Annotated in this window: 13 protein-coding genes; 9 read left to right on the plus strand and 4 right to left on the minus strand. The window is 70.2% G+C overall.

Annotated features, from left to right (window positions below):
• Nucleotides 1-54 precede the first annotated feature (54 nt).
• The 4 genes from QSK18_RS18100 (at nucleotide 55) to QSK18_RS18115 (ending at nucleotide 3,618) form a co-directional block, all read left to right on the plus strand.
• Nucleotides 55-996 carry an AraC family transcriptional regulator gene (locus QSK18_RS18100; RefSeq protein WP_285620888.1) on the plus strand — a complete coding sequence of 314 codons (942 nt, stop codon included), beginning with the start codon at nucleotides 55-57 and terminating at the stop codon, nucleotides 994-996.
• Nucleotides 997-1,106: 110 nt separating this feature from the next.
• Entirely contained in the window at nucleotides 1,107-2,090 is a 984-nt protein-coding gene (locus QSK18_RS18105) for an MsnO8 family LLM class oxidoreductase (protein WP_232809840.1), read from the plus strand.
• A gap of 66 nt (nucleotides 2,091-2,156) precedes the next feature.
• A complete protein-coding gene (locus QSK18_RS18110; RefSeq protein ID WP_285620894.1) occupies nucleotides 2,157-2,654 on the plus strand; it encodes a WapI family immunity protein in 498 nt (165 codons plus the stop codon).
• 205 nt (nucleotides 2,655-2,859) lie between these two features.
• Nucleotides 2,860-3,618 carry a class I SAM-dependent methyltransferase gene (locus tag QSK18_RS18115; protein ID WP_285620900.1) on the plus strand — a complete coding sequence of 253 codons (759 nt, stop codon included), beginning with the start codon at nucleotides 2,860-2,862 and terminating at the stop codon, nucleotides 3,616-3,618.
• Here QSK18_RS18115 and QSK18_RS18120 read toward each other — a convergent pair.
• A complete protein-coding gene (locus QSK18_RS18120) occupies nucleotides 3,596-4,459 on the minus strand; it encodes an AraC family transcriptional regulator (protein WP_285620903.1) in 864 nt (287 codons plus the stop codon). The genes QSK18_RS18115 and QSK18_RS18120 overlap by 23 nt on opposite strands.
• Before the next feature lie 69 nt (nucleotides 4,460-4,528).
• Nucleotides 4,529-4,963: a MarR family winged helix-turn-helix transcriptional regulator gene (locus QSK18_RS18125; protein ID WP_232809836.1), complete on the minus strand. Its 435-nt coding sequence runs from the start codon at nucleotides 4,961-4,963 to the stop codon at nucleotides 4,529-4,531.
• Nucleotides 4,964-5,033: 70 nt separating this feature from the next.
• Here QSK18_RS18125 and QSK18_RS18130 point away from each other — a divergent pair, with 70 nt between their 5' ends.
• Nucleotides 5,034-5,975, plus strand: a complete 942-nt coding sequence (locus QSK18_RS18130; RefSeq protein ID WP_285620908.1) for an NAD(P)H-binding protein — start codon at nucleotides 5,034-5,036, stop codon at nucleotides 5,973-5,975.
• A gap of 226 nt (nucleotides 5,976-6,201) precedes the next feature.
• Here the strand turns inward: QSK18_RS18130 and QSK18_RS18135 are convergent, their stop codons facing one another.
• Complete coding sequence (locus tag QSK18_RS18135) at nucleotides 6,202-7,977, minus strand: sensor histidine kinase (RefSeq protein WP_232809834.1); 1,776 nt, start codon at nucleotides 7,975-7,977, stop codon at nucleotides 6,202-6,204.
• Nucleotides 7,967-8,665 carry a response regulator transcription factor gene (locus tag QSK18_RS18140; protein WP_285620912.1) on the minus strand — a complete coding sequence of 233 codons (699 nt, stop codon included), beginning with the start codon at nucleotides 8,663-8,665 and terminating at the stop codon, nucleotides 7,967-7,969. The genes QSK18_RS18135 and QSK18_RS18140 overlap by 11 nt, the downstream gene beginning before the upstream one ends.
• Before the next feature lie 100 nt (nucleotides 8,666-8,765).
• Here QSK18_RS18140 and QSK18_RS18145 point away from each other — a divergent pair, with 100 nt between their 5' ends.
• From QSK18_RS18145 to QSK18_RS18160, 4 genes are read left to right on the plus strand one after another with little or no spacing between them, the layout of a single operon-like run.
• Nucleotides 8,766-9,419, plus strand: coding sequence for a hypothetical protein (locus tag QSK18_RS18145; protein WP_285620915.1), 654 nt, complete (start codon nucleotides 8,766-8,768; stop codon nucleotides 9,417-9,419).
• Entirely contained in the window at nucleotides 9,406-10,623 is a 1,218-nt protein-coding gene (locus QSK18_RS18150) for an efflux RND transporter periplasmic adaptor subunit (protein WP_232809831.1), read from the plus strand. Before QSK18_RS18145 ends, QSK18_RS18150 begins: the two co-directional genes overlap by 14 nt.
• Nucleotides 10,620-11,390 carry an ABC transporter ATP-binding protein gene (locus QSK18_RS18155; RefSeq protein ID WP_285620919.1) on the plus strand — a complete coding sequence of 257 codons (771 nt, stop codon included), beginning with the start codon at nucleotides 10,620-10,622 and terminating at the stop codon, nucleotides 11,388-11,390. The genes QSK18_RS18150 and QSK18_RS18155 overlap by 4 nt, the downstream gene beginning before the upstream one ends.
• The gene (locus QSK18_RS18160; protein WP_232809829.1) at nucleotides 11,387-12,595 is read left to right on the plus strand and encodes an ABC transporter permease; all 1,209 of its coding nucleotides are present in this window, start codon (nucleotides 11,387-11,389) and stop codon (nucleotides 12,593-12,595) included. The genes QSK18_RS18155 and QSK18_RS18160 overlap by 4 nt, the downstream gene beginning before the upstream one ends.
• The last annotated feature ends 10 nt before the right edge of the window (nucleotides 12,596-12,605 follow it).

Consider the following 12,605-nt stretch of genomic DNA (forward strand, 5'->3'; position numbering starts at 1 on the left):
GAGGCGGGTTTCTTCTCCGTTCGTTGCATGGAGGCGCCGAGGTATGGTCCCGCCATGGATCTGGTCACCGAAGTGATCCGCCTCTCGCGCTTCCGCGGGGCCCTCGGCCTCCGGATCGCCGCCGGAAGCGACTGGACCACAGAGATTTCCGAGTACCCCGGGATGGCCGTTCACGCCGTGCTGGCCGGCACCGTCTGGCTGCGTCCGGTCGGCGGGGAACCGCTGGAGTTGAGGGCCGGAGACGTGGTCGTACTGCCTCAGCACATGCCGCACCTCCTCAGTGATGCGCCGGACGGCGTGGGCGAGGCGGGCGGGCTGCGAACGCGGCCGCCGGCCGGTGGGAATGCGCACGAACCCCTACGGCTCGGCTCCGGCCCGGCCCGCAACCGACTGATGACGCTCTTCTACGACTGCGATCATTCGACCCGGACCCAGGTGCTCGGCGACATCCCCGGCCCGGTCCATGTCCCCGGCGCCGGAACGTCCCTGATTCACGTCGCCGAGCTCATCGAACGGGAGCTGGCACAGGTTCAGATCGGCACCCCCACGATCGTCGAGCACCTGATCGAGATCGTCCTGATCCAGCTGGTGCGGGCCTGGTCCGCCCTCAACCCCCTGCAGCAGCGAGGTACCTGGCTCGGCTGGGTCGAGGACGACGTCGTCCGCGAGGCCATCGACCTGATCCACGCCGACCCGGCGGCCGAATGGACCATCGAGACCCTGGCCGCCAAGATCTCCGTCTCCCGGGCCACCCTGGCCCGCCGCTTCCAGGCCAGCATGGGCCGCAGCCCCTCGACGTACCTGGCCCAGTGGCGCATGGACCTCGCCGCCGTCAGCCTGCGCGACACCCGGGACACCGTCGAGGACATCGCCGCCCGCGTGGGCTACCGGTCCGTGCCCTCCTTCACCCGTGCCTTCGCCCGCGACCGGGGATGCTCGCCCGGGCTCTACCGGGCGCGCATGCGAGCCGACCTCGTCCTACCCCAACCGGAGTAGGTGGCACCAGCAGCGCCAGGGCGGGAATGGCTTCCAGGACCGCCGGGTTGAGTCTCTTCGTGGCACCCGGCCACCCAGGACCACCGCCAGCAGGGAGGAACGCAAGGCCAATGCTCCGCCTCTCCCTGCTCGACCGGTCGCGCACCCGCGCCGGACATCCCGAAGGCGACGCACTCGTCCATTCGATCGAACGGGCCCGTACAGCCGAACAATCTGGGTACGAGCGCTTCTGGGTCGCCGAGCACCACGCGGTGCCCGGGATCGCCTCGGGAGCACCGGGCGTGCTCCTGGCCGCGATCGGGGCCCAGACCCGAACCATCCGCCTCGGCTCGGGCGGCGTCATGCTGCCCAACCACCAGCCACTGGTCGTCGCCGAGCAGTTCCTGATGCTGGCGGCGCTCTACCCCGGACGGGTCGACCTAGGCCTGGGACGCTCGCTCGGATTCACGGCCCCCGTACGCCGCGCGCTGCGTCAGGAAGCCGGCACCGACACCTTCGCGGCCGACATCACCGAGACCCTGGCCTACCTACGCGGCAGCGCCGACATCACCGCCCACCCGGTCGCCCACGAGCCCATCCCCGTTCTCGTCCTGGCCACCGGCGCCGGGATCGGCATCGCCGCGTCTCTCGGACTGCCCGTCGTGATCGGTGGGCCGATCCTGAGCAGCCCCGACCTGCCTGACCTGCTCGCGTCCTACCGCACCCAGTTCCGGGGCAACACCAGCCCGTCGATCATCGTCTCCACCGAGGTCCTGATCGCCGACACCCAGGAGCAGGCCCGCGAGCTGGCGCTGCCGGAAGCCTGGGCGATGGCCCGATCGCGGCAGACCGGTCTGTTCCCCGCACTGGAACCCCTCTCCTCGATCAGGTCCCAGCCGATGACCGCCCGGATGGCGAACCAAGTGGAGGCGCACCTGGCCGGGATGGTCTGGGGAACCCGCCGGTCCGTGGCTGAGCGGCTCGAGCAGCTGGCCGAGCGGACCGGAGCCGACGAAATCCTGGCGTCCGGAGCCACATACGACAGGGACGCCCTGCACGCCTCGGACGCCGAACTCGCGTCTCTGCTGCTGCCCAGGACTGCAACGGCCGGATAGTCCCGGGGCGTTGCCCCAGCGGCACCCCGTCCCCGCGGCGGCGGTGCGTGCGGCACCCTGGGTGACATGGATCTGCATTCCGCTGACGGCACCTCGGTGCGCCTGCAGCCGGTGGGTTACCAGTTCCCTGACGCGGTCAGCCGCGCCCACGCCGACTACGACGCGAACTGGCTGATCATCGAGGGCGAAGTCGTTCTGGCGGACGGCCGCGCCTGGGCGTTCACCGATCCTGCCCTGCTGACCTGGGAGGCCGGCGAACTCGGCGAGTGGCTGGCCGGGGCGGCCCACGGACAGGTCGAGGTGGTTGCTCCGGAACAGGCGGCTGTCCTGCCCGATGATGACGAGAGCCCGGATGCGGCGGCCATCTTCGTCGAGCCCAACCTGGCCTTCAGCGTGGCTGGGTACACCAGCGAGACGGTCTCCCTGCGGGTGCACATGGCGTACGAGTCCGCCCCGGACTGGGCCGAGGACATCATCGTCGACCTGACCTGCCCCCGGGAGACGGTGCTGCGCGCCGCACAGGAGTGGAACGCGCAGTCGGCGGCGTTCCCGAGGCGGTCGTAGCCAGGAGACCTGGATCTGGCCGGCGGCCTGACCACGTGTCCGGAGCGGGGTCCGAGGCCTGCTCGACACGGCCGAGCTGTCCTTCAGCCCTCATGGGGAGATGCGTCCATGCGCGTATGTGCTCCGGTCGCAGCCGTATGGCCGCCGTTGAGCCCGGCTTGGTGGAATGACGACGTCCCCACTTCTCGTACTCGAAGGAACGTTCGTGCCCGACACCATGCGCCTGCTCGACGGGCTGATCGGCCCGATCCTGTCCCGGCTGGACGAGCTGCCCGAAGCTGCCCACATCGTCCATCTGGCCTGCGGAACAGGAACATTGAGTCTTGCGCTGGCCGAACGTAGGCCGGATCTGCGGATCACCGCCATCGACATTGATCCGGCCGTGATCGCCGAGGCGAAAGCAGCCGGAACGGCCGTCGACTTCCAGGTGATGGACATGACGGCCCTGAGGCTGGAAGAGCACAGCGCTGATGCGGTGATCTCCCGGGTGGGTCTGCTCAGCCCCGGAACACCCGACTTCGCCCAGTCAGCGCGGGAGGCTGCCCGCATCCTGCGGCCCCAAGGGGTCTTGAGCCTGGCTGCCTGGACCGACACCGCGGACAGCCCGTACACCCGGATCGGGCTGGCCGTGCTGCGCGCAGTGCTGCCGGCAGGGGCGGTCCCGGACTTCGAGGCCGTTTTCGCCCAGCCGGTACCGATCGAGTCGCACCTCTCGGCAGCAGGACTGCGCGACGTCGAGGCCCGCTGGTTCGCCTGGGAGGCCGAGTACCCGGACTTCGAGACCTGGTGGCGCTTCGACACCGGCTTCGGACCGCTCACGGCGCTGTTCGGTGCCCTCACCGAGCAGCAGCTGGCCCGGGCCCGGCAGATGATGACCGACGACCTGGCGCAGCACCGCACCCGTACCGGCAGCTACCGCCTCCCGGCCCGCGCGCGTCTCGTCACGGCGCGCGGTAGGTCCTGAAGCGCCCTGGGGCGACGCCGTATTCGCGGCGGAAGGCGCTGCTGAGGGCGAACTCGCTGGCGTAGCCGACCCTGCGGGCGATGGCGGCCAGCGGCAGGTCCGTGTCACGCAGGAAGCCAGCGGCGCGGGCCAGGCGCCAGCTGGTCAGGTAGCGCTTGGGCGGGCGGCCCACGGCGTCGGTGAAGCGCTCGCTGAAGGTGGTCCTGGACAGGCCGGCCAGCGCGCTCAGGTCCGGGACGGTCCACGGCCGCTCGGGAGCGGCGTGGATCTGCTCCAGCACCCGGGCGATCGCCGGGTCGTGGTGGTCGAAGATCCACTGCTGCAGCAGGTTCGTGAGCATCAGGTCCAGCAGGGCGGGACGGGTGGTGCCGGATCCCGGCCCGCTCTCAGCCAGCTTCGCTCGCATCAGCTGGAACAGGGGACCCAGTTCAGGATTGCCTTCAAGGTCGGGTGAGACGGTCACGACGTCCGGCAGGGCCCGTAGTGAGTCGTGAACCTGGCCGTGCTCGAGCCAGTAGGCGCCGCACAGCAGTTCCACGTCGGGCCGGGCCGGCTGGGGCAGGTCCACCTCCGGCACCGCGCGGGGCAGGGCGGCCAGGGCGGCCGGTGCGTGGCTGAGGCCGTGCTCGGCGCCGTGGGGTGTGAGGACCACGTCGCCGGCCGTGAGCAGGCGCGGGGCGTCGGTCGAGGTCAGCAGCCAGGCGGAGCCGGACAGCAACAGGTGGAAGCCGCTGCCGTCGAAGGCCGGGTAGCGATAACCCCAGGTGCCGGACAGACGAACCGTGCAGGCCTGTGCGCGACCGATCCTCAGCCCGGCCAGGGCCTGATCGAGAACGTCCACCCCGTGAGCGTACTTCGGCCGCTTCACAGGCCCGGTCCGCCCGGCCCGCCCCACGTCCGGGCTACCGGATCAGGGCTGGCCGTAAACCATCCTCAGCAGCACCGCGTTGAAGTCCTGCGTCTCGGCGCGGCTCAGCCCCGCCTGCTCCAGCTGGTTCTGGGCCTGCACCTCGGGCCAGACCTCCTCCATCAGCGCGTGTCCCGCATCGGTCAGCGTCAGCGGGTTGCGGCGCCCCTTGGCCCGCCCGCCCTCCCGGCGGACCAGGCCGCGCTCGACCAGTCCGTCCAGGACGCCGCTGATCGACTGCGGGCGCACCAGCACCTCCCGCGCCAGCTGGGCCTGGGTGAACGTGGCCCCGGTGGACAGGTGGCACAGCACGCCGAACTGCACCGGTGAGAGCCCGTGCGCGGCGAACACCTCGGTGAACTCGCGCTCGGCCTGCCGGGCGGCCCGGATCAGGGACCACTTGACCAGGCCGTCGATGTCCTGCGGAGCCAGTTCCATGCCGACTTGCCACCTCCTCGTCGAGACCCCACTATCCCAGTAACAGGTTCCTGCTACTAGTGAGGTGGATGTGTCCACGACGTTGACCCCTCGACCCTCATCCTTCGCCCGGGCCGGCGTGCAGGAGCGCGCCCTGGTCATCGGCGCCACCGGTGCCATCGGTAGTGCCCTGGTCCAGGAGCTGCTCGCGAGCGGTGCCGCGGTGCGGGTGATGTGCCGGCGCCCTGAGCAGGTGCGTGCCTTCACCGAACGCGGTGTCGACGCCGTCCAGGCCAGCTTCGAGAACGGCGAAGCTCTGCGGGAGGCGCTGCAGGACTGCCCGCAACTGTTCCTGAACACTCCGGTGGGCCCTGAGCAGTACGAGCAGAACCGTCTGGCCATCGACGCCGCCGTCGAGGTCGGAGTGCGGCATGTGGTGAAGGTGTCGGCCTCCGACGCCAACCCGCACTCGGCCATCCCGTGGGCCCGCGACCACGCCCTGGCCGATCAGTACCTGGAGCGCAGCGGCCTGGCCTGGACCGTCCTGAAAGCCAGTGCCTTCATCAGCAACCTGCTGACCGAGGCCGCCGCCATCCGCCGGGGGTGGCTGCCCCAGACCAGCGGCAACGGCGCCACCGCCTGGGTCGACACGAGCGACGTCGCAGCGGTGGCCGCGCGCGTCCTGACCGACGCGGACGTCCAGGGACAGACCGGCGAGAACGGCCGGGCGTACCTCCTGACCGGCGATCGCCCGCTCTCCTACCCCGAGATCGCCGGCATCCTGACCGCCACCCTCGGACACCGGGTGCGCTACGTCCACCTGCCCGCCCCCGCCTTCTACGCCGGGCTGCGAGCCTCCGGGGTTCCTGCGTGGCAGGCACGCGGCCTGGTTCACCAGTTCGTCGATGTGGTGCGCCGCGGGCAGGACGGCGGACGGCTGTGCAGCAGCGACATCCCGGACCTGCTGGGGCGCCCGGCCATCACCGTGGCTGACTTTGCGCTGAAGAATCGCTCCGAGCTCGGCCGCGCCTGACCGGCAGGGCCGGGATGCGACCTGTCTTCTTCATGAGCATCGCTGGCGACCGGAAGGTGCTGCCCCTGGGCCGCTTCACCACCTCCCCCGGGCCGGCTGAATGTTCTGGCTCAGGATCGGGTCCCGCCCTCTCGAGGGGACAGCTACGACTGGCTCCGGCTGCAGCTGTCCCCTCGGACGCGGGTGGGGCAACCCGTCTGGGTCACGGTCGCGCTGCTCGCGAGGATCAACCGGTGGGCAGCCGGAGAGTGAAGACCGTCTCGACACCCGGCCGGCTGAAGGCTTCCACCTCCCCCTGGTGGGCTTCCACGAGTTGCTTGACGATGCACAGTCCGAGCCCGCTGCCCCCGCTGCGGCGGCTACGGGACTTGTCCGCGCGCCAGAAACGATCGAAGACGTGCGCCAGGTCGTCTGGCTGGATGCCCTGGCCTGTGTCCGTCACGCTGATCGTCGTGTGTGATGCGTCCGGGGACGCGCTCAGGGTGACGGTGCCACCGGGCGGGGTGTGCCGGATCGCGTTCGACATCAGGTTGCCCAGCACCTGCCGCAGTCGCAGCGGGTCGGCGTCCACGATCGGCTCGCCGACGACCTGCGTGAGCACGGTGACCCCGGCCGCCTCGGCAGTCGCGCGGTGGGCGGCGGCGACCTGGCCGAGAACCTCGCTCGCCCGGACCTGCTGCCGGCTCAGCGACAGCGTGCCGGCTTCGGCGCTGGAGAGGGTCTGCAGGTCGTCGATGATGTGCTGCAGCAGCATGGCCTCCTCCTGCAGGGAGGACAACAGGGCCGCATCGGGCGAGGCGATCCCGTCCTGCGCCGCCTCCAGCCAGCCCCGGATATTGGTCAGCGGGGTCCGCAGTTCGTGCGCGATGTCGCTGACCATCTCCTTGCGCTGTTCTTCGGCCTGTTCCCGGCGGCGCGAGAGATCGTTCAGAGCCTGCGCCAGAGACCCGATCTCGTACGTCGTGTCCACCGCGAACCGCACGTTGAGGTTGCCGGTGTCCTGTGCAGCACTGACCAGGGCCCGCAGCGGGCGGGCCAGCCGGAAGGCGACCAGGGCGGTGATCAGGAAGGTCAGGGCCAGGACCAGACCGGTGACGGCGGCGATCCGGGTGGCGCCGGCCTGGGACAGGTCGGGCCCGGCGATGATGACCGCGGACCTGGCGTTGATGAACAGCAGTGCCGGTGGGGCCACGTAACGGGCCATCTGGGTCCGCTGGGCCTGGGCCGAGCAGTCGTTGACGGTCTCGATCTGCCCAGGCGTCCCGGTGTACCGGATCTGGCGTTCGAGGGTGAGCTGAAGTTTCCTGGCCCGGGGCACGGCCCGGCGCTCGGCGCAGTCGACCACCAGCCGGCGGAGGTCCGCCAGGGCCACGGCTTCGGTCCTCGTCGGCTGCCGAAGGTCATCCCCGTGGCACAAGTTGCTGGCCACCGGACTCGCCGGCCAGAAGATCTGCACGTCCGAGCGCCCGCTGGACCTGACCAGGCTCTGGGCGTCGTAGCCCAGACGTTCCAGACAGGTGACGCGCCTGGTCGCCATCACCCGCAGCCGGTCCTGTTCCGCGACCGGGAGCGCGAACGGACCCACGACCCGGGGGTCGATCACCACGGCGCTCCGCCCCGGGCCCGCTGCCTCCTGGTCCGGGTGCAGGGGATCGATCACGGCGGCCGCCCGGGTGGCCAGCCGGGGCCGGCCCTGCCCAGAGCTGGTGATGAGCTCACGGTCCGGGGTGGTCAGGGTGATGACCCGGCCCGTGTCCTCGGCCAGGTCGTGCACGACCGGGCCCACCGTGGACCAGTCCGGGTTACGGGCCGCGTACCCGGTCAGGACGTCCTGGATGCGGGTGTCGTCAGCCAGTACCTGGCCGCGTTCCTGCGCGATCGACAAGGTGGTGCTGCGCGTGACCAGCCAGGCCGTGGCCAGCACGGACACCAGGGTGATCGCCAGGGAGGCGGTCAGCATCCGGGCCAGCAGGCTGTGCCGCAGGCGGTTCCTAGGTCTCACGGGGTCCGCCGGCCAGCCGGTACCCCACACCGAAAACCGTCTGCAGGAGCTGCGGGGACCGCGGAACCACCTCGATCTTCTTGCGCAGGTTGACGATGTGCACGTCGATGGCGCGCTCGGTGGCCGCCCGGTCGTAACCCTCGGTGCAGTCGAGCAACTGACGACGGCTGAAGGCCCGCCCCGGTTCGGCCGCCATCGTCTCCAGGATGCGGAACTCCCCCGGGGTGCAGGACACCGGCTCACCCCGGCAGATCACCTGGTGTTGCTGAACATCGACGGTCAGTGGCCCCACACGCCAGATCGGCAGGCCCGACCCGGCCTGGGCCCCAGCCCGCCGCAGCAGGCTGCGGACCCGGGCGACCAGCTCGCGAGGACTGTAGGGCTTGGTTATGTAGTCGTCCGCACCGAGATCCAGTCCCCGCAGCAGGTCCTCCTCGGCGGAACGCGAGGTCAGCATCAGCACCGGCAGGTCTCCGGCGTCCCGGACACGGCGGCAGACCTCGGGTCCCTGCACCACCGGCAGCATCCAGTCCAGCACGAGAAGGTCCGGCGGTCGCTGCAGTACGCGCTCGATGGCCGAGCGTCCGTCGTGGACGACGGCCACGGTGTGACCGTCGTGCTCCAGATAGCGACGAACCAGGGCGGCCTGTTTCTCGTCGTCCTCGGCCACCAGAACATGAGCGCCCATGCGGCAACCATAGAGCCACAGGCACTTGGCTCAGGGCCCGACGGTGATGCTCGAAGACTCGCTCACAACCTCCTAACATCCACACGGCACAGTGTCCTGCATGACGAGATCTGCTCTCCACGCGTCGGTTTCTGGTCGTTCCCTGCACCCGCTGTTGCGGGCCGGACTGGGCGCGGTGTTCATCACCACCCTGCTCACCAACCTGCTCACCGCCTGCTCGTCCGCCTCTGACAGCGAGGGGGCGGCCGACTCCGGCCAGGTGGCGTCCGTCGCCCAGCCCTCCGGCCGCGAGGACGCCGGCAAGAACGCTGACCCGAGCAAATCCGCCGGCAAGGCTCCCCAGCGGCGGCTCGACAGCACCGAGGAAGAGACGCTGGGGATGTTCCAGCCCTACCTGCAGTGCCTGAAGGACAACGAGGTTCCTATCCAGCGCGTCGGCACCGGCGGGAAGGTTCCTATGTCGGATCCTTCATGGCTCTACTACCCCAGTGTGGACACGGCCGACTACCCCGCTGCGGAGAAGGAGTGCGACCCCATCAGGCCGTTGATGCCGCGCGAACTGGACCCGAAGACCAATCCCGACTTCATGAAGGACTTCCGGGCCCAGATCGAGTGCCTGGAGGCCAACGGGGTCAAGGTGACCGGGCTGCCGGACGGCAGCGGCTTCACCTACCGCGACGGATACCAGCCCGACGAGGAGGCCCACAAGATCGAGGAAGACTGCCAGATGAAGGCTTTCGGTGGCAAGGAGTAGGAAGGCTCTGAGCGCGGCGCTCGTCCTGCTGCTGACGCTCGGCGTGGGAGCCGGACTGCTCTGGGCCCGAAAGCGTTCCTCCGACGGAGAACCGGCGCCGGCCAAACCGTCCGTGCACAGCGTGGAGGTGACGCGCACCAGCCTGTCGGACACCCGTGAACTGGACGGCACCCTCGGGTTCGGAGCAGTCCGGACGATCCAGGGTGGCGGTGAGGGCATCGTCACCTGGCTCCCGGCGGCAGGACGGACGATCAAACGGTCGGGTTCCCTGTTCCGGGTCGACGACCGGCCCTCGGTGGTCTTCTACGGCGACACCCCGCTGTACCGGCCGCTGGACACCGTGGGCCTGGTCGGGCGTGACGTACGGGTCGTCGCCGAGAACCTGACGGCCCTGGGCTACGACATCGGCGTGCAACCCGGGCCCGGCACTTCGATCACACAGCAGGTCCCACCGGCCGAGAACGCGGCCGTCCGCGCGGACCCGGCGCAGGACGTCAGCGGGACGAAAGCCAGCGCGAAGCAACCGAGCCAGCAGCCGCACCCGTCAGCTCCTCCCCCGCTGAAGGTCCAGAGCGGCGACGGCCTCCTGACCGCCGAACTGGTGGCGGCCATCAAACGCTGGCAGCCCACGGCCGGTTTCGACCCCACCGGCGTCCTGGAGGCGAGGGACGTGGTGGTCACCTCGGGACCGGTCCGGGTCCAGAGTCTGGCGGGCCGTGTCGCAGGTCCGGCTTCGGAGGACCTGCTGAAGGTCACCGGCACGACCAGGAGGGTGACCGTGGTCGTGGACTCCCAGGACCTCAGCTCGATCAGGCAGAAGCAACGGGTCACGGTGATCATGCCCGACCAGTCCTCGGTCCCCGGAACCGTCACCGCGATCAGCAGCATCGTCCCGGACGACCAGGACGATCCCGAGGGCAACGGGGCCCCGTCCCAGCTCAGAGTGACCGTGAAGATCGGGCAGAAACGCCTGCCCCGTGGCGTGGACACGGTGAAGGTACAGGTCAAGTTCATCGCCAAGGCCCGTCCGAAGGTCCTGGCCGTTCCGGTCGGCGCTCTGCTGGCCCTGCGCGAAGGTGGCTACGGGGTGCAGGTCTCCGGCGGTGAACTGGTCCCGGTCGAGACCGGGCTGTTCGCCATGGGGCTGGTGGAGATCAGCGGCCCTGGCATTGCCGAGGGCACGCTCGTGGAGACCACCGCGTGAGCGAGGTCCTGACGGTCCGCAACGCGACCATGGCCTATCCGGGTGGGGTGCGAGCGCTGGACGACGTCAGCCTCAGTATCGCCGAGGGCGAGATGCTGGCCATCGTCGGGCCTTCCGGATCCGGCAAGTCCACCCTGCTGAACATCATGGGCACCCTTGATCGCCCGACCAGTGGCAGCGTGCTGATCCGGGGGCAGGACGTCGCCGCACTCACCGACTGTCAGCTGTCCGCCCTGCGAGCGCAGTCGCTGGGCTTCGTCTTCCAGCAGTTCCATCTCAGCGAGGGCCTGAGCGCCGTCGAGAACGTCACGACCGGCCTTCTGTACGCCGGGGTGGCCCGCCGTCACCGTCGAGCCCGGGCTGTCGAGGTGCTGGGCCGCGTCGGCCTGGGCCACCGGATCGAGCACCGGCCCCAGCAGCTCTCGGGCGGCGAACGCCAGCGGGTGGCCATCGCCCGGGCCCTGGTCAACGATCCTGCCCTGGTGCTGGCCGACGAACCCACCGGCGCCCTGGACACAGCCAACGGCGTGGCTGTCCTGGCCCTGCTGCAGCGACTGAACGAGGAAGGCACCACCATCGCCGTCATCACCCACGACCGGGACATCGCCGCGCACCTGCCCCGCCGGGTGGAGATCCGCGACGGACGCATGATCTCCGACAGCGCCGACCCATCCATGGCTCAGATCCGCTCCGGCGCAGACATTTCTGGGCGCCGTCACCTCCATGGCCGAGCAAGGCTCGACGCTCCCCCGGAAGGCGGGCAGTGACCGCGACCTATCGCGCGGCCCGGCTGCCACCACGCGATCTGCTCGCACTCGGCATGCTGGGCCTGCGCACCCGCAAGCTGCGGGCCGCCCTGTCCGCTCTCGGGATCTCCATCGGCATCGCCACCATGATCGTGGTCACCGCCATCCCTGCCTCCAGCCACCAGGCGCTGCTGCGGGAACTGTCCGAACTGGGGCCCAATCTGCTCACCGCGCAGCCGATCCCGGACCAGGACCCACCGGTGCTACTACCCCAGGAGTCGATCGCCATGGTGAAGCGGATCGGTCCGGTCACCGCGGTCAGCGCCGTGGCCAACACCCATGCCACGGTGCGACGCTCCGACCGGATCGCCGCCGGCGACTTCTCCGGCCTGAGCGTCCTGGCCGCGCGTTCGGACCTGATGGGCGTGATGGGTGCCTCCCTCTCCTCCGGGCGCTTCTTCACCCCCGTGGACGAGCACTTCCCCACCGCCGTGCTGGGATTCGCGGCGGCCACCCGGCTCGGGCTGGGGGCGATCTCCGAGAGCGACCGGCCGGCCCAGATCTACATCGACCGACGCTGGTTCAGCGTGATCGGTGTGCTGGAGCCGGTCCCCCTGGCCGGCGATCTCGACCAGTCGGTACTGATCGGCTGGTCCTCGGCCGAGACACTGCTGCACTTCGACGGCCACCCCACCGTGCTCTACGTGCGGGCCCGCGAGCAGGTCCTGGAGGATGTCGCAGCGGTACTGCCCGCCACGGTCTTCCCCGAACGGCCGGGGCAGGTCTCCGTCAGTCGTCCCTCGGACGCCCTGGCCGCCAAACGGGCCACCGAAAAGTCCTTCTCCTCGCTGTTCCTCGGACTGGCCGGGGTCTCCTTGCTGGTGGGTGGCATCGGGGTGGCGAACACCATGATCATCTCGGTGCTGGAGCGACGCCGGGAGATCGGCCTGCGACGCGCACTGGGAGCCAGTCGGGCCCAGATCCGGGCCCAGTTCCTGACGGAGTCGGTCATCCTCTCCGGGCTCGGTGGTCTGGCCGGCACTCTGCTCGGTGTCGTTGCCACCCTCGGCTACGCCACCTGGCAGAACTGGCCCCCGGTGATCCCGGCCGGTTCCGTGCTGGGCGGATGCGCGGGTGCCGTGGTGGTGGGAGTGGCCGCCGGCGTCTACCCGTCGATCCGGGCCTCTCGTCTCACCCCGACTGAGGCCCTCTCCGTGGCGGCGTGACCATGACGAA

Origin of the sequence: Kineosporia sp. NBRC 101677, from assembly GCF_030269265.1 — a bacterium.
Taxonomy (GTDB): domain Bacteria; phylum Actinomycetota; class Actinomycetes; order Actinomycetales; family Kineosporiaceae; genus Kineosporia; species Kineosporia rhizophila.